This window comes from Streptomyces sp. NBC_00691 (genome assembly GCF_036226665.1).
Classification (GTDB): domain Bacteria; phylum Actinomycetota; class Actinomycetes; order Streptomycetales; family Streptomycetaceae; genus Streptomyces.
This window is the reverse complement of sequence record NZ_CP109007.1, coordinates 526,704-547,130: the sequence shown is the minus strand read 5'-3', so window position 1 is coordinate 547,130 and position 20,427 is coordinate 526,704. Positions and strand designations below refer to the sequence as shown.

General features: G+C 74.2%; 8 protein-coding genes. 3 read left to right on the top strand and 5 right to left on the bottom strand.

Going from position 1 to position 20,427, the window contains the following annotated elements:
- Positions 1-516: 516 nt before the first annotated feature.
- Positions 517-13,593: a non-ribosomal peptide synthetase/type I polyketide synthase gene (locus OG392_RS02525; protein WP_329275071.1), complete on the bottom strand. Its 13,077-nt coding sequence runs from the start codon at positions 13,591-13,593 to the stop codon at positions 517-519.
- 370 nt (positions 13,594-13,963) lie between these two features.
- On the opposite strand from OG392_RS02525, the gene OG392_RS02520 reads away from it, so the two are divergent.
- Positions 13,964-14,407, top strand: a complete 444-nt coding sequence (locus OG392_RS02520) for an SSI family serine proteinase inhibitor (protein WP_329275069.1) — start codon at positions 13,964-13,966, stop codon at positions 14,405-14,407.
- 75 nt (positions 14,408-14,482) lie between these two features.
- Here the strand turns inward: OG392_RS02520 and OG392_RS02515 are convergent, their stop codons facing one another.
- A complete protein-coding gene (locus OG392_RS02515) occupies positions 14,483-15,259 on the bottom strand; it encodes a GNAT family N-acetyltransferase (RefSeq protein ID WP_443055054.1) in 777 nt (258 codons plus the stop codon).
- Between the two features lie 381 nt (positions 15,260-15,640).
- On the opposite strand from OG392_RS02515, the gene OG392_RS02510 reads away from it, so the two are divergent.
- Positions 15,641-16,591 carry an SDR family NAD(P)-dependent oxidoreductase gene (locus tag OG392_RS02510; protein WP_329275065.1) on the top strand — a complete coding sequence of 317 codons (951 nt, stop codon included), beginning with the start codon at positions 15,641-15,643 and terminating at the stop codon, positions 16,589-16,591.
- A gap of 96 nt (positions 16,592-16,687) precedes the next feature.
- Positions 16,688-17,554, top strand: a complete 867-nt coding sequence (locus OG392_RS02505; protein WP_329275061.1) for a GNAT family N-acetyltransferase — start codon at positions 16,688-16,690, stop codon at positions 17,552-17,554.
- A 105-nt stretch (positions 17,555-17,659) separates the two neighbouring features.
- Here the strand turns inward: OG392_RS02505 and OG392_RS02500 are convergent, their stop codons facing one another.
- The 3 genes from OG392_RS02500 to OG392_RS02490 all read right to left on the bottom strand — a co-directional run bounded on the left by OG392_RS02500 (position 17,660) and on the right by OG392_RS02490 (position 20,312).
- Positions 17,660-18,802: an oxygenase MpaB family protein gene (locus OG392_RS02500; RefSeq protein WP_443055053.1), complete on the bottom strand. Its 1,143-nt coding sequence runs from the start codon at positions 18,800-18,802 to the stop codon at positions 17,660-17,662.
- Between the two features lie 189 nt (positions 18,803-18,991).
- Positions 18,992-20,044, bottom strand: a complete 1,053-nt coding sequence (locus OG392_RS02495) for a polyprenyl synthetase family protein (protein ID WP_329275056.1) — start codon at positions 20,042-20,044, stop codon at positions 18,992-18,994.
- Positions 20,037-20,312: a polyprenyl synthetase gene (locus tag OG392_RS02490; RefSeq protein ID WP_329275054.1), complete on the bottom strand. Its 276-nt coding sequence runs from the start codon at positions 20,310-20,312 to the stop codon at positions 20,037-20,039. Before OG392_RS02490 ends, OG392_RS02495 begins: the two co-directional genes overlap by 8 nt.
- Positions 20,313-20,427: the final 115 nt, after the last annotated feature.

Sequence of the window (20,427 nt, the reverse complement as noted above, 5' to 3'; positions counted from 1 at the left end):
GTCTCTCCTCGTGTTGACGTGTGGGGCGTCAAACGTTCGAGAGAACCCTGTTCGGATTGGCAGGAGCAAATCAAGAGTGAACCAGGGGTAAGGGCTTATTCAACAAGGTTTCTTAAACAGCTCTCCGCACCGCCTCCATGTCACACACGAGCCCTGGCCAACTCCTCCCTCGAATGGTCACGTTCGGCCGCACCGCCGTGGCGGCGCGCGCCGCACCGCGTCGAGCTGCTTACGCAGCCGCGCGGGCATGGAGCCCTATCGCCGTCGAACGTGAGTCAGGGTGCCGTCACCGAGGCCCGGTCGTCCGCGTATGAGCCGGTCCCGAGTCGTAGCGGTCGAGAAACGCCTTCGCCGGGAGGTCGAGGGCGTGCAGCGCGAAAAACACCTCCGTCCCCGCGCCCACGTCCTCGTCGCCGTCACAGATCAGGTACGCCTGCACCATGTCGAGGACTTCGAAGCCGCCGGCCCCGGCCTACTCCGCCGACTCACGCTCGCCCAACGCGACGGCCTCTTCCCTCATCGCCCGTCCGTCCCTTCATGCCGGAACCGTGATCGTCGCGGCCGTGAGCCTCCGGCCGGCCGGGGCGGGAAGCCGTCGAGGGGGTCGGCCCCGGTGGCGACGGCGTGCCCCAGAAGGTGCAGCGGGCCCGCCGTGACACCCGCCGCTTCCATCCCCCGCCAGTAAGCCAGCGCGAGCCGCGCGTCCACCAGGCCGTGGACCAGCGGAAGTTCCGGGGTCGCGGCGTGCAGCAGCGACTCCAGGCGGCAGGAGGCGATCGTGTCGGGAAGCCACGCGCGTGCGGCGTACGCCGCCGCTGCGGCGGGCGGCAGGCCCGGAGCCGTACGGCGTTCCACGGAGCCCCCTGCTCCGCCGGACCTGCCCGTTCTCCCCGATCCCTCCGCGGCGATCGACAGCAGGCCACCGCCGACGATGAGGACGTCGCGCCGCTCCCGCATCCTGGCCAGCGCCTTCGTCGTGTCGAAGCAGTGGGGGAACGAGTCGTCGACGACGATCGTGCCCGGCCGGAGGCGCGACACGTCGAGCGGCGCGCCGCCCCCGCTCACGGCGGTGACGAGGAGATCCGCCTCGTAGACGGTGGCCGGCAGGGCGGACGGGCCGGACTCGTGGACCTCCACGTTCCGGGCCAGACCGCGGCCGATCAGGTCGTCGGCCAGGGTGCGCAGCCGAGACGTGCTGCCGGCGACATCGCACAGGAGCAGCCGGGCGGGCGGCTCGGGCGCGAGGTCCAGGAGCAGTTCGAGTGACGAGCGGCCGATGGAGCCCAGGCCGACCACGGCGACGGCGAGGCCGGCGATGTCGGTGAGATCGCCAAGATCACTCGGGTCACTCGGGTCACTCGGGTCACTCAGGTCACTCAGATCACCGACGTCACCGTCACGGACGTCACCCAGATCGCTTCGGCCGGCGAGGTGCGGGCCCGTCGTCCGGGCCAGGGCGGCATGAACCGTCTTGACCACGGACACCGCCGTCGCCGCGTGCCCGGTCGTCAGCGCCGTCCGTTGCTCCGTCTCCCGCAGGACACCGAAGCCGTACGCGGTCAAGGACGGGATCATCCCCGCGAGCGAGACGGAACGCGCGCCAGCCGACGCCGCGAGCTCGACAGCCCGGGCCGTCCGGGCAGCGAGGTCGGACGTCGACGCGAGCTCGTCCGCGAACAGCGGAAGACACACGAATCCCGAGCGCCCCAGCGGGGTGTCGACCTCCTCCACGAGCCGTGGGTGTCCGCCCGGGAAGAGCGACTCCCGGAGCTGCTCACGTGACGCGGCGGCGTCGGCCGAGGGCGCCCCCAGCTGACCCGGCGGCGGGAGGTACCCGACGAGCGCGGAGTCCAGGGCGCGGGGAGGCGAAGGCTGGGCCACGTCACCTGGCCGCCCGGCCACCGCGCCGACCGCACCGGCCGCATCCTCCGTCATCCCGCTCCGCAACGCACCGGTGAACGAGGCGAACGCCGCCTCGTCGGGGAACGCCGTGGCGGACGCGCGCAGCGTCACCCGCAGCTCCCCGTCCCCGAACGGCCGCACCGCCAGGAACGTGTCCGTGCCCACCGGCGGTGGTGCGAGTTCCGCGTCGGCGTCGTCCCACCGCACGCTCAGCGTGGCGCCGCTCATGGGTCCGAGTGCGGAGAAGTCCAGGAAGGTGAAGAAGAACTGGGCCACCGGCGGAAGCCCGCCGTCGCTCCGACGGGGCGTGACCCCCTCGGAGCGGGCCGCCTCCACCTCCTCCACCACCGCCCGAAGGTCGTCGGTGAACGTGCGGCCGGTCGTCGCCCCCGCGCCGGACCGGAGTCCCGGCCGCAGCGGCACGGCGGCGGCGTACGGACCGAAGACCAGGTGGGCGTCCCGGTGGGTGTCGTCACGGCCGGACACGGCGAGTCCGAGGATCAGGTCCCGCTGCCCGGTCGTGGCCGCCAGCGTCCGGTAGTACGCGGTCAGGACCGGCGCGAAGAGCGTCGTACCCGCGTCGGAGGCGATCCGGCGCAGCGAGGCGACCTCGTCCGGGGCCAGGGTGAATCCGGCGGAGCGGTACGGGGGCGCCCCGGGGCTCTCGGCGGACGCCCGTTCCCCGGCGCGGCCTCCGAGGACCGGACGCAGGTACGCCGCGTCGAGCCGGGTGGCCGGGTGGGAACGGGCGCCGGTGTCGGCGTCCTGAAGACGGACATGGTCGCGGAACGTGCCTCGCAGCGGCGGGAGTTCGGCGGCCTCACCCCGTACGGCACGGTCGTAGACGGCCAGCAGCTCCCGGCCGAGGAGCGCCACGCTGTATCCGTCGCCGATCAGGTGGTGGGCGTGGACGACGAGCGCGTGCTCGTCGGGCCCGAGGGTGAGCACGCGCAGGCGCACCAGCGGCCAGGCCCAGGACTCGAAGCGCCGTTCACGCTCCTCGGCGATCCGCGAGGCGAGGAGTCCCGGCTCGGCGAGGGTCTCGAAGGCGACCGGGAGCCGGAGGGCGGGTGGGAGTTCCTGCTGGACGGGCGGTCGTGCTCCGGCGGGGAACACGGTCCGCAGCATCGGATGACGTACGACGCAGGCGTCGACGGCCTGCTGGAACGCATCGGCTCGCAGCGGCCCGTCGACCCGCAGGCAGGCGAGCCAGGCGGTGGGCGAGCCGGGTGCCATCGTCTCCGCGAGCAGGAATCCGCGCTGGGAGGGGGAGAGCGGGAACGGGGACGGACTGCCGTGACCGATGCCGTACCCCTGCCCCGGTCCCTGGTCCTGCCCCGGTACCAGGGACTGTCCCGGTACCAGGGACTGTCCCTGTCCCTGTGCCTCGGCGTGACGGTGATCGTCGGCGCGCGAGACCGTCCGATCGCTGCCGGCAGGGCCGTCCGTCGGACCGCGGTCGATGGCGGCGGCGAGCGCGGCCAGCGTGCGATGGGCGTACACGACCGTGGGCCGGGGCAGGACAGGTATCGCCTCGCGCAGCCGGGCGAACACCTGGAGGACGAGCAGGGAGTCGCCACCGAGGGCGAAGAAGTCGTCCTCGCGCCGGATGGTGCCGCCGTCCGCGTCGAGGAGTTCGGACCACACGCGCGACAACAGGACCTCGGTCGGGGTCGCGGGGAGCGATCCGGCAGCCGGTCCCCCCGCGGGACTCTGCGCCGCGGTCACCGGGGCCTTGAGAGCACTGCGGTCGATCTTGCCCGTCCCCGTCAGCGGGAGCTCGTCGACGAGATGGATCCGCGTCGGGAGCATGTACTCCGGAAGCGTCCGCGCCAGGTGGGCGCGGAGTTCCGTGGAATCCGGAGCCACGACGCCCGGCTGGCACCGCACGAAGGCGCTCAGCCGTTCCTCGCGATGGACCACGGCGGCGCGCGCGACCGCCGGGTGCGTCAGGAGCGCCGACTCGATCTCGCCGAGTTCCACCCGGTGCCCGCGGATCTTCACCTGGTCGTCGAGGCGTCCGAGGAATTCGAGGACGCCGGCCTCGTCGCGCCGGACCCGGTCGCCGCTGCGGTACCAGCGGCGCCCGTCGCGTTCGGTGAACGCGACGGCGGTCAGCTCCGGGGCGTGCAGATAGCCGGGGGTGAGTCCGACGCCCGCGATGAGCAGCTCGCCGGGTTCGCCCGGTGCGCAGCGCCGACGCCCGTCGGCGGTGACGACGTCGATCTCCGTGCCCGTGAGAGGGGTGCCGATGGGGAGGGTCCGTATGTCGTCGGCGGGACGGGAGTCGACGATGTGGCAGGTGGCGTTGATGGTGGCTTCGGTGGGCCCGTAGAGGTTGGCGATCCGCTGTCCGGGCCCGAACAGGTCGTACCAGCGCCGGACATGGGCCGGCGGAAGCGCCTCGCCGCCGACGTGGATCCAGCGGAGGGCGGAGAGATCGGGCGTCGGCCCGCCCTCCCGTACGCGCGTCTCCGCGGCTTCGAGCAGCCGCGACCACAGGCTCGGGACCGAACTCCACACCGATATCCGGGCCCGCTCGACCCGGGCGAGCAGCGCCTCGGGGTCCCGGAGGAGCTGCCGGGGGAGGGTGACGACCGTGGCGCCGACGAGCAGGGGCGCGAGGAGCTGGCGTACGGACGCGTCGAAGCACAGCGACGCCGTCTGGGCGAGCCGGTCACCCGCGCCGTAACCGAAGGTGGCGAGCGCCCAGTCGAGGTAGTTGCTCATCGAACGGCGGGTGATGGGAACTGCCTTGGGGCGCCCGGTGGAGCCGGACGTGAAGATGACGTAGGCGAGGGAATCGGGATCGGGGGTGGGGGACTCGTCCTCCGGGGAGTCGGAGTGGGAGCGCCGCGCTGAGGAAGGGCCGTCGGCCGCGACCAGCGCGATGTTCGCCGACGAGGCCAGTTCCACGGCCGAGGTCCGGGTCGCCGCATGGCAGACGAGCGCCCCGGCGCGCGACCGCCGCAGCTGATCGGTCAGGCGCACGCGGGGATGTGCGGCGTCCAGCGGAACCCAGCCCGCACCGGCGCGCAGGATGCCGACCACGCCGGTGACGGCGTCGGCGCCCGGCTCGGTCAGTAGGCCCACGAGGTCACCCGGGACCACGCCGCGGGCGCGCAGACGGGCGGCGAGGGCCTCGGACGCACGGTCCAGTTCGGCGTAGGTGAGGGCGGAGCCGTCCGTGTCGACGGCGACCGCGTCCGGCGTCGCCCGGAACTGGGCGCGAAGTCGGGCGACGATGTCGCCGGCCAGGGCCGCGGTGGCCGTGGAGGGCTCGTCGGGTCCGGCCCTCCCGTCGAGCGAGGCGGTCGCGTCGGGTCCGGCCGTCCCGTCGAGCCGGGTGGCCTCCGAGAGTGCGGCGGTGGGGGCGATCCCGGCGGCCTCGGTCAGTTCGGCCAGGTACTCGGCGGCGAGGCGCGCGATCGTCGACCGGTCGAAGAGCCGCGCCGGGAAGTTCCACGAGAAGGCGAGCTCGCCGTCGGACTCCCAGCACAGCAGGCTGAGCCGGGTGGCGGCGGAGGCCGTTCCGGCCGAGGCCGGGCGCACCTCCACAGGGCAGTCGGGGTCGAGCGTGACCGGGAAGCGGGCGAAACTGAACGACGCGGGGGAGGCCGTTCGTGGCCCCGCCCCGTCCGCCGGGAGGAGCCGGGCGAGGTCCAGGCTCGTGACACGGCTGTGCCGCTCGGTCTCGGGCCAGGCGTCGCGGAGTCGTACCGCGAGCGTGTGCACCGAGTCGTCCGGTCCGACGCGGACGGGCACCGGGAGGGTGTCGGCCAGCGGCCCCACCAGCCGTTCGATGCCGGGCAGCCGGGTCTCGCGTCGGGCCCTCGCGACGTTGACGGACACGTCCTCCCGCGCCCCGCTCCATCGCGACAGACAGCGCGCGTACGCCGCGAGGAGCAGATGGAAGAGAGACACGCCGTGGGCGGCGGCCGTTGCCCGGAGCGCCGCCGACAGACCGGATCCGGGGGTCACCTGGTGGGCGAGCAGCGGAGGTCGGGGGAGACCCAGCGGATCGCCGTCGTACGGCAGGGCGAGCGGCTCGCCCTGCCGGCGGAGCGCCGCACGCCAGTGGGCCCGGTCCTCGGCGAGGGCGGAGTCCGTTCGCGCGGACCGCTCGTGGGCCACGTAGGCGGTGAAGTCGGTCGTGAGTGGCGGGAGTTCCGGGCTGCGGCCGTACGACAGGGCGGTGTAGAGGGCCCAGAGTTCCTCGCCGAGGATGTTGAGGCTGAAGCCGTCGGCGGCGGCGTGATGGACGACGAGCACGAGACGGGCGACCTGCGTGGCCGCCCCGTCGGCGGTCCCGTCCCGGGCGTCGGTACGGGCGAGCACGGCCCTGATCGGGGCTTCGACGGTGAGGTCGAACAGCCGGTTGCACAGCGTTTCTTCGAGCTGTGCGATGTCCTTCTCGGCGGTACGGGTTCCGGGCAGCTCACGCACCTCGTACCAGTCCGGGATCCTGGTGCCGGCGTACGGCGAGGCCGGTACGGCGGACTGGCTGGGCGTCGGCTCCCCGGGGTGGATCCGGATGCGGAGCATCGCGTGCCGGTCGGCGAGCAGGCCGAGCGCCTCGCCGAGCAGATCGGCGTCGAGGGGGCCGCGGACGTCCTGGGTCACGTATCCGTAGGCGGGGACGTCGGGGTGGAGCCCGCCCTGGACGTGGAACGCGAGCTGGACAGGTGTCAGGGAGAAGGGGACGCCGTCGTCGGCCGACGGCACGGCGACGGACTCGTGGGGGGCGGAAGGGGCCTTGTCCGTGGGGGAGTTGCCTTCCTCGATTTCGGAGCTGCCTTCTTCGGCCTCGGATGTGCCGGCCTCGGACCCGGGGTCTCCTGCCTCGCGGCCGAGTTCGTGGGCGAGTTCACCCAGGGTGTGGTGCTCGAAGAACAGCGTGATGGGAAGCGAGCGGTCCAGCTCCCGCTCCAGCCGTTTGACGAGATCGACGGCCATGAGCGAGTCGAGCCCCAGGCCGAGGAGCGGTACGTCGTCACCGAGGGCGTCGGGGGAGACGTCGAGCGCCTCGGAGAGCAGGTGCCGCAGGACGTCCGGCACGCCGTCCGCTCGGGAGGGCGCGGCCTTCGCCACACGGGTGGACGTCGCCGGGGGAGCGGGGGAGGCGAGCCGCTGTACGCCGAAGTCCGGCGAGGTACGGGCAATGTCCGCCGGGGTTCCTGGCACGGCGGCCCGCGGGGCGAGGTCGGCGATCATGAGCTGGGCGGCGCCGACGCCGCAGGCCGTACGCAGGGCCTCCAGCGCCTCACCGGTCGCCAGCGGGGCGGGCCCGCGCGCTGCGCCGGTACCAGGACGGGAGCCGGTGCCCGTACCGGAGTCGGCACGACCTCCGGCTCCGGCACCACGCGCAACCGCGCTCGTGTCGGCAGCGGCTCGCGCATCGGCGACGAGCCCCGTATCGGCGAACGCCGCGAAGTTGACCGCCAGCCACGGCCGGCCGGCCGCGCGTTCGGCGGCGGCGAAGGCGTCGAGGTAGGCGTTGGCGGCGGCGTAATCGCCGATCGCGCCCGCCAGGCCCGGCAGCACCGAGGCCACCGAGGAGAACGCCACGCACAGGGAGGGGCGCAGGTCGTGCTCGGCCATCCCCCGGGCGAGCAGTTCGGTGCCCCGCGTCTTGGCGGCCAGCGCGTCGGCGATCTCGTCGGCCGTCTTGGCCCGCATGGTGCCGGGAAGCACGACGCCGGCGGCGTGGACGAGCACGTCGAGCCGCGGCAGACCGGCCAGCAGGGTGTCGACGTCGGCTCCCCGGGAGACGTCGGCGGCGCGGTACTCCACGGTGGCGCCGAGCGCCCGGAGTTCGGCGAGCAGCCCGGCGGGCGGCTCGGCCGAGCGACCGGTGAGCAGCAGTGTCGGCCTGCCCCGTTCCGCGAGATCGCGGGCCAGCGCGGCGCCCACCCCGCCGGCTCCACCGGTGATCAGATACGCGCCGTGGAGCGGCAACGCCTCCACCGGGGAGCCGGGCCTCGTCGGGTCGGGCTCCGTGGGGACAGGATCCGTGGGGACAGGCTCGGCCGTTCGCCGCAGCCGCCGCCCCGCCCGCCAGGCGATGGCGGCGGCCGGGCGGAGGCGCGCATCCGCACCGGCGTCCGGCGTGTCGGGCCGAACGGCGAGTTCGTGGTCGAGCGCGTCGAGCCGCAGGCCGACCTCGTCGAGGGACGAGAGATCCACACTGTGGGCGACCACACCCGGCAACTCGTCCGGCAGCGCCAGGGTCAGCCCGGTGAGGATCGCCTGCGCGGGCCGCGGACGCTCGGGCGCGGCGCCGGTGACGTGGACGTCCTCGGTGACGACGAGCACGCGCGGTCGGTGGAGCGCGAGTGCGGGCAGCAGGTTCTGAAAGCCGGTCACCATGGCGCGGTGGGCCGTGTCGAGCGCGTCGGCGGAACCCGGTTCCACGGCGGGGCCCGCGAGCAGGACGACGACCTCGGGGGCCGCCTCCGTCCGGGGCACCGGCCCACTGCCGAGCGGCGCGTCCCCGTCCCCCCGCTCGACCGTGGCTCCCCGGCGCCTGAGCCGCTCCGCGAACGCGCGGGCGAGCGGCGAGTCCGGCCCCGCGAGCAGGACGGAGCGCGGCCCGGAGCCGACGGTCAGCGGGGCGTCGGCCCATGCGAACCGGTGCAGCAGCGGCTGAGGCGGTCGGGGCGCCCGGTCCGGAACGGGCCGGGCGACGGCCGCAGGCCAGTAACGGCGCCTCTGGAAGGGATACGTGGGTACGCCGGAGATCCGGGCCCGTCCGGCGTCCAGCGCGGTGCGGTCCAGCGGCACACCCCGCTCCCACAGCCGGCCGACGGTGTCGAGGAGTCCCCGCGCCCCGTCCCGGTGCCCGGCCGCGAGCGCGACCGCCCCGCCTCCGCGCGCGTGCGCTGCCGCGGCGGCCCGCACGGAACCGCGCAGGGTGTCGGCGCCGAGCTCGACGAAGGTGTCGTACCCCTCACCGAGCAGCCGCTCCACCGCGGCCCCGAACCGCACCGGCTGCCGGGCATGGGCGCGTAGATGGGCCGGGTCCAGGACAGGCTGCCACGCGGCGGTGACGGTACTGATCAGTGGTGTCGACATCTCCGACGGCCGGAGCACGAGGGTCCCCGCGGCGTCGGTGAGCGCGTCCAGGGCCGGTTCCATCAGGGGCGAGTGGAAGGCCCGGGACACGCCGAGCCGACGGGCGGCGACGCCCCGCGCGGACAGTGCGGCGACGGCACGTTCGACGGCCGCCTCGGTCCCGGCGAGAACGACCTGGTCGGGACCGTTGACGGCGGCGACGCTCAGCGCGCCCCGCGCCCCGGCCACCAGCGGGGCGACCGACTCCTCACCGCAGCGCACGGCCGCCATGGCTCCAGGAGCGCACAGCGCGGCCATCAGGCGGCCGCGTTCGGCGGAGAACCGTACGGCGTCGGCGAGCGAGAGCGTCCCCGCGACGCACGCGGCGGCGATCTCGCCGACGCTGTGCCCGGCGACGGCGTCCGGCCTGATGCCCCAGGCCCGCACCTGGCGGGCGAGCGCGACCCCGTAGGCGACGAGCAGCGGCTGGGCGACGTCGGTACGGGCGAGGGCGTCGGGCGCCGCCACGTCGTCGAGACACCAGGCGGCGAGACTGCGCCCGCCGATCGGCCCGGCGTGGCCGGAGGCCTCGTCGAGCGCCTCCCGGAAGGCGGGCGCGTCGGCGTACAGGGCGCGGGCCTGGCCGTGAGGCCGTACGCCCTGTCCGGGAAGGAGAAGGACGAGGCGGGCCCGGGACCGCAGGGGGGCACCGACCGGCGCCGTCCCGTCGCGTACGGCCTCCAGCCGGGCGGCGAGATCGCCGTCGGTGACGAGGTGCAGCCGGTCGGGCCCCTCGTCGCGCGCGGTGGCGACGGTGGCGCAGACGTCCCCCTCGTCGAGACCCGGGTGCTCACGGAGATGGGCGGCGAGCCCGGCGGCAGCGGCCCGAAGCCCGTCCTCCCCATGAGCCGACAGGGTGAGCAGCCGGCGCCCGCGGGACGGCACCCGCTCCGGTCGGCTCCGGGCCGGTGCCTCCTCCAGTACGGCATGGGCGTTGGTGCCCCCGAAGCCGAAGGCGTTGATCCCCGCGACGAGCGGGCCCGGCGCCTCCCACTCGCGTACGGCATCCACCAGGGCGAACCCGTGACCGGCCAGGTCGAGCGAGGCCGAGGGCCCAGCGGCGGGCGCAGCCGACGAGGCGGGCGATGGCGGGGTCGGGGGCGTGCTCCGCAGCGGTGACGGCGGCAGGCGGCGCTGCCCGAGCGCGAGGATCACCTTCACCAGGCCGGGCATTCCGGCGGCGTTGAGGAGATGTCCGATGTTCGTCTTGACCGAGCCGAGCAGCCGGAGCCGTCCGTCGGGCAGCGGCGGAAAGGCGTGGGCCAGCGAGCGCACCTCGACGGGGTCGCCGATCGGGGTACCGGTGCCGTGCGCCTCCACGTACGACACGCTCGCGGGGTCGACGCCCGCGTCGCGGTACGCCTGCGTGATGACCTCGCGCTGGGTCAGGGGGTTGGGCGCCATCAGACTGAGCGAGCGGCCGTCGTTGTTCACGGCGGTCCCGCGGAGCACCGCGAGGACGGGGTCCCCGGCCTGCTGCGCCTCATCGAGCCGGGTCAGGACGAGCGCCGCGCCGCCCTCCCCGGGGACGAACCCGTCGGCCGCCGCGCCGAACGCGTGACAACGCCCGGTCGGCGAAAGGGCTCCCGCCTTCTCCAGCAGGGTGTACCCGGCCGGCGTGAGGTTGAGGTGGACGCCGCCGACCACGGCGATGTCGCACTCCCTGGCCTGCAGACTGCGGCGGGCCAGGTGCAGCGCGACGAGGGCGGAGGAGCAGGCGGTGTCGACCGCGAGCGCGGGCCCGGTGAGGTCGAGGCAGTGCGCGATGCGTGCGGCGAGCATGCCGGGCAGATTCCCGGTGAGGGCGGCGGCAGGCAACTCGCCCTGACCGTAAGCCTGTTCAAGAAGGCTCCGATAGCCGCTGTCACCGGCCGCGACGAACACGCCCACGCGGCGCCCGCGCCGCCGCGGCCCCGCGTGACCGGCCCGTTCCAGGGCCTCGTGGGCCAGCTCGAGGAGGATCCGGGCCTGAGGGTCGGTCGCCCGTGCCTCCTCCTCCCCGATCCCGAAGAAGCCCGCGTCGAAGCGGTCGGGCTCGTCGAGGAACGCACCCCACCGGGCCCGCCCGGCCCCCGGCGAGGCCCACCGCCCCTCGGGTACGGGGGTGACGGCGTCGTAGCCGTCGAGGAGCCGCTCCCAGAAAGCCTCGGGCGTATCGGCCCCGGGGAACCGGCAGGCGAGTGCCGTGACGGCGATCGGAGGCCCGTCGGCCTGCCCCTTCTCGCGCGGAGCTCCGCCGGACGGTACATCGCCCGGCGCGGGCGCGCTCGACGCGCCGTACGCCGGAGGACGGTCGTCAGCCGTCGATTCGTGGCACGCCGACGCGTCACCCGTGGAGCGGTCCGCCGTCGCGTCGCGCCGCGGCGACCCACCCGCCTCCGCTCCTTCGGAGCCGCCGCCGGCGAGTATCAGCCCGGCCAGGGCCGCCACGGTGGTGTGGTCACGTACGTCAGAAGGGCGCGGCGTCACGCCGAACGCGTCCTCGAGCCCGGCCAGGACCTCCATGGCCTTGAGCGACGAGCCCCCGAGCGCCCGGAAGTCGTCGTCCAACCCGATGGCGCTGCCCGGCAGCCCGAGCACCCGTGCCCAGACACCGCGCACGACGGCCTCGACGGCAGGCCGGGACAGCGGCACGTGCGTCGCCGGAGGGACGCCCGACGGACCGCCGCCGACGGAGAGGTCCGGGAACGCCGTGGCCTGCCCCTCGGCCCCGAGGCCCTCGACCTCGCCGCCAGGGGAGGCGCCGGACTCCGACCGCTGCTCGGGCAAGGTGCCGACCACCGGACGCGGCAGCGGGCCGGCTCCCCCCGACGCATGCGGCAGGGGGCCGGATGCCTTCCCCGCCACCCCGACGGCGGCCCGTCCCGCTATCTCCGGATACGTCCCGCCCTCGAAGCGCTCGCGGAGCACCCCGCGACGGACCTTCCCGCTCGTCGTGCGCGGGAAGGCGCGTGCCGGCAGAGCCAGCACCCTCACGTCGTCGTGCCCCAGGGCCTCGCGGACCCGTCCTCGGACGGCGTGCAGGAGTTCGGCGGTCACGGTGGTCACGGGCCCGGTCGCGGCTGTCGCGGCGGACAGCGCAGGCGGGACGGGCAGCCCAGGCGAGGCGGTCAGGGCAGGCGCGGCCGTCGGTGCCAGGAAGACGACCACCCGCTCGCCGCCGCCCGAGGGATCCGTCGATCCCACGACCGCGACCGGACACCGGCCGAGGCCCGGCGTGTTCGCCGCGACCTCCTCCAGGTCCGAGGCGTGCAGCGTGCGCCCGTCGACGAAGAGGACGTCCTTGGACCGGCCGGTCACGCAGAGACGCCCCTCGCGCAGGAACCCCAGGTCACCCGTGCGCAGCCACGGACCGCGGAACGCTTCCGCCGTCGCCTCCGGGGCGCCGTGGTAGCCGCGTGCCACCTGAGGTCCGCTGACCTCGATATGGCCGACCCGGCGTTCCCCGACGGGGTTGCCCGTGCCGTCGGTGATCCGTACGGCGCACCCGTGCACGGGGCTGCCCACGTCCATCAGCTCCACCGCGCCGGGGCCGGGCGCGGTGTCCACGGCCCGGCCGTGCCCCAGCTCCGCCCTGTCCAGGGCGAGCGGCCGGGCGACTTCTCCGGGCGGCGGGAACGTGACGGCGAGGGTGGACTCCGCGAGGCCGTACACCGGGGTGGGTGCGCACGCCGGGAGCCCGGTCGGCCTCATCCGTTCCACGAAGGCCCGCCACACGGTCGGCGAGATCGGCTCGGCGCCGACGAGGAGCATCCGTACGCACGTCAGGTCGAGACCGGCGAGTGCGTCCCGGGGGACCCGCCGTTCGACGAGCGCCAGGGCGAAGTCGGCGGCCGAGAGCAGCGTCGCCCGGTGCCGTGCGGCCGCTTCCAGCCACCGAAGGGGTCGCTTGGCGAAGGTGAGGGGCTCCAGCCGGACCTGCCTGATCCGGGCCGACAACGGCACGAGATGCGTGCCGATCAGCCCCATGTCGTGGAAGTACGGCATCCAGGTGGCCAGCACATCGGCGGAGTTGATGCCGGCCGCGGCACGGATCTGCGCCAGATTGGCCAGCACGGCCGCGTGGGTCAGCTCGACGCCCTTGGGCGCCCCCGTGCTGCCGGAGGAGAACTGCAGGAACGCCACGTCGTCGGGCGCCCGCTCCGGCAGCCGTGGTGGAGCGGGGTGCCGACGGAGCTGGTCGAGCGTCAGGGGACGTACGGAGCCGGGCAGGGCGTCGAGAAGGCGCGCGGTGGACGCGCCCACGGCGACCGGCGGCCCGCCGAGGAACTCCCCCACGGGCAGCATCCGCCGTACGTCGGGGGCGAGGGGGACCGGTACGAGCCCGGCGGCGACGGCGCCCCAGAAGAGCGGCAGGAACTCCTCGCTCCGCTCGGCCGGCACCAGTACGTGGCTCCCGGGCGCGAGCCCGGAGTCGAGGAACCCTCCGGCGACGCGCAGCGCGTCGGCGAGCAGCGCGCGATGGCTGACGGCTCGCTCCACACCGTCCCCGCCGACATGGACGATTCCCTGGTCGGGCGCGGCCGCGGCCGCCCCGGTCAGTACGTCCAGCAGCACCGTCTCGCCCTGTCCCCGCATCAACGCCCCCGTGCGTCTGCCCGGGGTGAGCCCCGCCCGCGGTCCGCGCGAGAAGGACCGCCCCCGGTCTGTCTGCTCTGTTCTGGTCTTCGACCGGACTGGACTCGTCGCGTCTTCTCTCGTCTCGTTCAGTCCCCGGTCATCATGACTGATCACCGAGCCCGCACGACGTCGGCACGTACCGGCCGGTGGGCCATCGGGGTTGAACAGGGGCCGAGGGCGGCACGGGCATGGCGTGCCGCGTGACCTCTACGAGTCCGGCGAGGTTGGGTCGGGGGAGGTGCGTCCGCAGCACCTCACCCTGCCCACCGGCACCTGGTCGGCTACGGCCGTTTCGGGCCGTGCCGATCCTCACGCCCCGGAGTCGTCCATGCCCCGCTTCTCAGGTCTCGCGCTCGCCCTGGCCCTGGCCGCCCTGTCCACCTGCTCCACCGCCTCGGCTGTCGCGGCCGCCACCGCGGACTCGGCTGCACCAGCGCCTCCGGACCGCCTCACCGTGACCGTGACGGGCGACGTCGCCCCTTCCGCCGATGGCACGTTCGAGCTGATCTGCCACCCGGCGGGCGGCACGCATCCCGCACCGCGGGCCGCCTGTGACCGGCTCGACGAACTGACCACGTGGGGCACCGACCCCTTCGCGCCGGTGCCGCCGGAATCCCTGTGCACGATGCAGTACGGAGGACCGGCCACGGCCCACGTCACGGGCACCTGGGCGGGCCGGCCGGTGGACGCCGAGTTCACGCGCACCGACGGCTGCGAGATCGCCCGCTGGGACTCCTTCGCGCCCCTGCTGCCGAGCGCGGCCGGAGCCTGATCCCGCCCGGCACCGAGCCTGATCCCGCCCGGCACCGAGCCTGATCGCGCCGGCACCGAGGCGGCCCGAACCGACTCACCCGCGCGACGCGTCGCCGAGCCCGCCCACCTCGAACCGGACGCTCAGCTGACTCCCCAGCTCTCGGAACCCGAGCGACCGGGCGACCCGTCGAGAGGCCGGCGGACGGGCGCGCCACTGAGGGAGCCGGCCCGCCGTCAGCGCGTGCGCCACGGCCGCGTAACCCGTGTGGCGGGCGAGTCGGCGGCCGCGCCACCGCGGATGCGTGAGCACACAGATGTGCGCGGTGCCGAAGGGCCAGGCGCGGTAGCCCGCCGCGGCCACCACGTCCGTCCCCTCGCGTACGACGAACGCGGGAGAGGTGATCTCCTCCATACCGCTCTCCGCCACGTCCTCCGGATCCGCCGACCGCAACAGCCCCTGGAAGTCCGGATGGTCGCAGCCCAGGGAGTCGACCCTGCCGCTCGCGCAGTCGTCCGCGCGCGCGGGGCGGAAGTCGGCGCCGGACAGGTACGCCAAGGTCGCCGGACCGAGCACATCGGCCACCGGCACCGGAAGGGCGGCCCTGACCGTCTCGGGCCGGGTGAGCGAAGCGGGCAGCAGCGGGGAGAACGCTGTCCGCAGTACCCGGGCCACGTCCTCCGTCGGCGCGGTGGCGATCGCCGCGTCACCCAGGACCACGATTCCGGCCCACGAGCCCGGGCACAGGGCCGAGGCCGGTGAAACGACCACGTCGGGGCCGGCGGGTCCACCGGACGACGCGAAGGACACCGGCGCGCCGGCCAGTGTCTCCCACAGCCCACGGGCGCGGAGCAGCAGCGGATCGAGGGTCATGTCGCCGGACGGGTCAGCAGCCATACGGGCGATCCTGCCACCGGCGGGGGAGGAATGGTCCGATTCGGTGGCCCGGCTGCCCCGCATCACGACGGCAGGGCGTGGGGAGTGCCGTTCCGTGCCCCGGGGCCCAGCGCGGGGTGGCTCCTCGCCACGGCTCGCGCCGGTACGCGCGGCGCCGGGGCGCGGTGGTCGAGCGGCCGGGGAAGGCGGCCGAATGTCCGACCCGGCGACCGGGTGTCGGCGTACTCGCGCCCCCGTGTGTCGAAGGCTTGTCGGCAGTGACCCGTGCGCTGTCGGCGGCTTGTCGGTGAAGGCTGCGAGGTTGGGGGGTGGGTGCTCGCCGTGAGCACGCACTTCGAGCGCAAGGAGCCTGTCGTCGTGTCTTTCGCATCCCCGAGCCGACCGTGGGACGTTCACCGGCTGCCGTCCGCCGAGGGGAGAACCTTCCTGGTCACCGGGGGCAACGCCGGAATCGGATACTTCGTCGCGGAGCAGCTCGCCGCGACCGGTGCCGTCGTGGTGCTGGGCAGCCGGGACGCCGCGAAGGCCGACGCCGCCATGTCCTCGATCCACTCGCGCGTCCCCGGCGCGCGGTTGCGGCACCTCCAGCTGGACCTGGCGTCCCTGTCGTCGGTGTCGTCCGCAGTGGACGGGCTCGGCCTCGATCACCTCGACGCGGTGGTCTACAACGCGGGGGTCGCGCTCGACGCCCCGCCGCGGCGGGAGACCGAGGACGGACACGAGCTGATGTTCGGCACCAACCACCTCGGCCACTTCGCGCTCACCCGGCAGCTCGCCCCGCTTCTGTCGGCGGCGCCGGCGGGCCGCGTCGTGACGGTCGGAAGCTTCGCGGCGCGGTCCGAGCGGCTGGACCTGGACGATCCGCAGTCGACCCGGGACTACCGGCCCAAGCGCACCTATGGCCGATCGAAGCTGGCGCAGATGAGCTTCGGCTTCGCGCTCGATCGCCGCCTGCGAGCCGTCGGCAGCACGGTGCTCAGCGTGGTGGCCCACCCCGGCGGCGCGCTGGACTCCCTCACTCCGTCGCGTCCGCCGGTACGCGTGACCACCCCTGCCGAGCGACTGCGCGCCCTCCCCGCCGGACTCGTGGTGCAGGGCAAGGACGCCGGAGCATGGCCCGTCGTCCGCGCCGTCCTCGACCCGGAGGTGCGGGGCGGGCAGCTGTGGGGGCCGAGGCGGTTCGGCCTCCGCGGCATGCCATGGAACGAGCACGTCCCCTCCCACATGGCGGACCCGACGGTCGCCGATCGTCTCTGGGCCATCAGTGGTGAGCTGACCGGCACCGATCCGCACCTGGGCTTCCGGTAGGGGAGCGGAGGTTCACGCGCGAGAGGTTCGACGGACAGGGCTCGGGGACGGAAAATCGGTTGCGCACCCTTCGGGGCGCGGTGTCTGATCCCCGCCATGACGATGGTGCTGGGCACGCCGACTGCTGACGGAGTACGCGAGGCCATGGCCGCACTGCGGGAGTGGCAGCACGACGGAGCGCCGATGCAGCTGCATGCGGGAGACATCGGCTGGAACCACCGGTTCGGAACGGCCGAGACGGCCGCCGTGCTCCGCACCTGGAGTCGTGACGGGCGGATTCTCGCGGTCGGGATGCTCGACTCGCCGACGCTGCTGCGGATGACGGTCGCGCCGGACGCCTTCCGGGACGAGGACGTGGCGCGCCGGCTCGTCGAGGACTTCTCGCTGCCTGAGCGCGGCGTGCTGCCGGAAGGAGCGGTGTCCGTCGAGGCGCCGCCGGGCCTGCTGCTCCACGATCTGCTGAGCAAGGAGGGCTGGGGCGTCGACGAGCCGTGGACGCCGCTCTTCCGCGACCTGACCGAGCCCGTGGAGGTCCCCGATGTGCCGATCACGTCGATCGGCCCGGACCAGGCGCAGGACTTCGCCGACGTCCTGCGGTCGGCGTTCGGCACTTCCCGCCCTACGCGCCGGTACTGGCACGCGATGGCGGAGGGACCGTTCTACGCCGACGCCCGCTGCCTGGGCGCCTACGACGACCAGGGCGGCGTGGCGGCGGTGGTGACGGTGTGGTCGGCCGGCCCGGGAAGGCCGGGGCTCGTCGAGCCGATGGGCGTCCACGAGAACCACCGTGGTCGCGGCTACGGCCGGGCGATCACCCTGGCCGGGGCGGCCGCGCTGCGGGAGATGGGCTCGTCGAGCGTCCGTGTGTGCACGCCGAGTTCCTACGTCGGAGCCGTCGCCACGTACAAGGCGGCCGGGTTCGAGGTGCGGCCGGAGGTGCGGGACCGGATCCGGACGGCCTGAGACGGGGGCGTCCGTGACGGCGTCGAGCAGGCCGTTGAACCCTGTGCGGTCACGGCACCGGGTCCGGCGGAGGCTCCCGTCGCCCCTGCGGGCCGGCGGTCCGTCTCACGGAGCGATGGTGGCCGCCGGCGGGGTCCAGCGGCGGGTGCGGGACGGTGCGTCGGGTACGCCGTACTCCTTCCTCAGATGTTCGGGGATGGCGTAGTGCATGACACGGCCCCGGGTGAGCGACGACAGCTCGAAGATCGTCGTGAGGTGCCCGAGCCGGTCGAGGGCCCAGGCGCCGAGCGGTGAGCGGTCCTCGATCGTCTCCAGGACCCCCAGCAGATGGGGCACGGCCTTGACGACGGTGTCCCAGGGCGTGCTGGGGACCTCGAGCCAGTCGGCGCTCGTGTCGCCGACGAGATACCTGACGAGCGCGGCCACGACCGGGTCGAGCATCTTCCCCGGCACGATGTCCTCGTAGAGCTCGATGAGCTGCCGGGTCAGGTGGGCGCCCTCCGGGGACGGCCCCATGTACCGGACCATGTACTGGTCGAGGAACCCACGTGCCTCGTCGAGGGACGTGGGGACGGCGTCCTGGTCGACGCCGAGCATCGCGCCGACCACGCGCCAGGCGTAGGAGTACGCCTCCGCTCCCTCCTGGGACATGTGGATGCCGAGCCGGTGCAGGCTGTCGAGGACGAGCATCGAGAAGAACATCTGCCCGCCGATCATGTCCTCCTGACAGATCGGCACCCCCAGCTCCCCGACGTCCCAGCGGTCCTCGCGGGTGAGGTGGTGACGGATGGAGGCGTGGAGCAGCCGGACCTTCTGCGCGGCGGGGATGAAGCGGCTGCCGGCCTCGAAGGCGTCGGGCTGCATCAGGTAGACGGTGAACTGGCCGGTCGCCGCCATGCGCGTCGAGGGGTAGTTCAGGCCGTGGGTCGTCGACAGCAGCTTCGCCACGTGGGGGACGAGATAGCAGGCGGGCATGGAGGCGAAGGACAGGGCGGTGGCGATGTGCACGTTGTTGTCGATGAAGAAGAGCCGGGCCCGTTCCATCTCGTCCCAGTCCACCCAGGCCGGCGGGGCGCTCGTGGCCTCCAGGTACTCCCTGGCGACATCGGGAAGCCCGTCCGGAACGGGTGCGCCGGCGGTGGAGAAGAAGCGCATCAAGGTGTTGAAGGTGCCCATCTCGCCGCGCTCGAAGAGGGCCGCGACGGTGGCGTCGGCGAGCTCGTCGCCGCTCTGCCGGAGGGCGTTCATCGTCGTCTCGGTGTGAAGCAAGGGGAACTCCTCTGCATCTCTGTGTGGGGAGGGACGGGGGGAAGGCGAGGTGAGGGGACGCGATGGCAGGCCCAGGTCGGAGCGGGCGCGCCCGCTCCGGACCCCTTCGGCCCGGGCTCCGTCCGGATCGCCCGCGTCCGTTCCGGCGGGTTCAGCCCCCGACCCCGGTCAGGACACGCGCACCGCGGCCGAATGCGCCAGACCGGTCAGGGCGCGGGCCGCCGGCGCGGGCACGTTCAGCTCGTGGAGCGCGCCGAGCGCCTCGTCGACCCGGGCGGCGATCATGCTCTCGACCCGGTCGGGCGCCTTGAGCCGCCGCATCGCGTCGCGTACGGCCTCCAGACCGTCCTCGTCCAGGTCGTGCCGCCCCAGCAGGGCACCCAGCCGCTCCCGCTCGTCGGTACCGGCGATGCGCCAGGTCTCCGCCAGGAGCGCGGTGGGCCGATGGCCGCGTACGTCGTCGGCGTTGGCCTTGCCGGTGTGCCGTGGGTCGCCGAACAGGCCGAGCAGATCGTCCCTGAGCTGGAAGGCCTCGCCCAGCGGCAGCCCGTACGCGCTGTACCCCTGGCGCAGCCGCTCGCCGGCCCCGGCCAGTGCCCCGCCGATCAACAGGGGCTGTTCCACGGTGTACTTGGCGGTCTTGTAGCGGATCACCTTCAGCGACGCCGCCGTGTCCGGGGTGGCACCGGTGTGGAGGATCTCCAGACACTCCCCGGCGATGAGATCGCGGGCCAGCGCCGCCCACAGCGGACGGGCCCGGCCGAGGTACGCGGCGGGCAGACCACTGGTGGCGAACAGCTGCCCGGCCAGCGACATGAGCAGATCCCCGACGAGCATCGCGAGGGACCCCGCGGCGTCCGTGGCCCGCGGGTGATGGCGTACGACATCCCCGAGCGCCACCTGAGCGGTCGGCCGCCCGTGGCGCAGGGGACTGTCGTCGATGAGGTCGTCGTGCACGACGGCGGCCGCGTGCACCAGCTCCATGGAGGCGGCTGCCCGCACCAGCGCGTCGCTGTCGGGCTGCCCGGCCGCCCTCCAGCCCCAGTAGCAGAAGGCCGCCCGCAACCTCTTCCCGACCGCGACCGATGCCTCCAATTGCTCGGCCACCGGACCGAGTGCCGGGTCGACCGCCGCCAGCAGATCGGCCTCGTCGGCGACGAAACGATGCAGGACCTCGTCGACCCGCGCCTTGAACGCGGCCGACTCCCACCCCTCAGTCACTCTCGCCCACCCGCCGGGCGAGGGCGTGCCGGGCGAGAACCTCCAGGTGCGCCGGGGGCGCGGCCGCGTAGCGGTCCAGTACGAGGCGGCCCCGCGCGGTCAGATCCCGCTCGGCCTCCGACACCAGCTCCGCCGCGTCCGAGCGCCGGGCCAGTCCCCGTACGACTCCGAGGGCGGACCCCAACATCCCCACGGCCACGTCGGCCAGCCCCGCGAACAGGAGCACCGCCTGTTCACCGGCACCTCCGCGGCCCGTCTCCCGAGTCATGTCAACTCCCCCTCCACCGCACACCGATACGGCGGCGCAGGTCACGCGCCGCCGATGCCAGCGTCGCGGCAGCACGGGCGCGACCGGGGAGAAACTCACGAACGAGTGATCACTC

Bases quoted from the DNA above. Each gene is read 5' to 3' on its own strand.
- OG392_RS02490 (WP_329275054.1), bottom strand. From the start codon at position 20,312: ATGACTCGGGAGACGGGCCGCGGAGGTGCCGGTGAACAGGCGGTGCTC.
- OG392_RS02520 (WP_329275069.1), top strand. From the start codon at position 13,964: ATGCCCCGCTTCTCAGGTCTCGCGCTCGCCCTGGCCCTGGCCGCCCTG.
- OG392_RS02500 (WP_443055053.1), bottom strand. From the start codon at position 18,802: ATGAACGCCCTCCGGCAGAGCGGCGACGAGCTCGCCGACGCCACCGTC.
- OG392_RS02525 (WP_329275071.1), bottom strand. From the start codon at position 13,593: ATGCGGGGACAGGGCGAGACGGTGCTGCTGGACGTACTGACCGGGGCG.
- OG392_RS02505 (WP_329275061.1), top strand. From the start codon at position 16,688: ATGACGATGGTGCTGGGCACGCCGACTGCTGACGGAGTACGCGAGGCC.
- OG392_RS02515 (WP_443055054.1), bottom strand. From the start codon at position 15,259: ATGACCCTCGATCCGCTGCTGCTCCGCGCCCGTGGGCTGTGGGAGACA.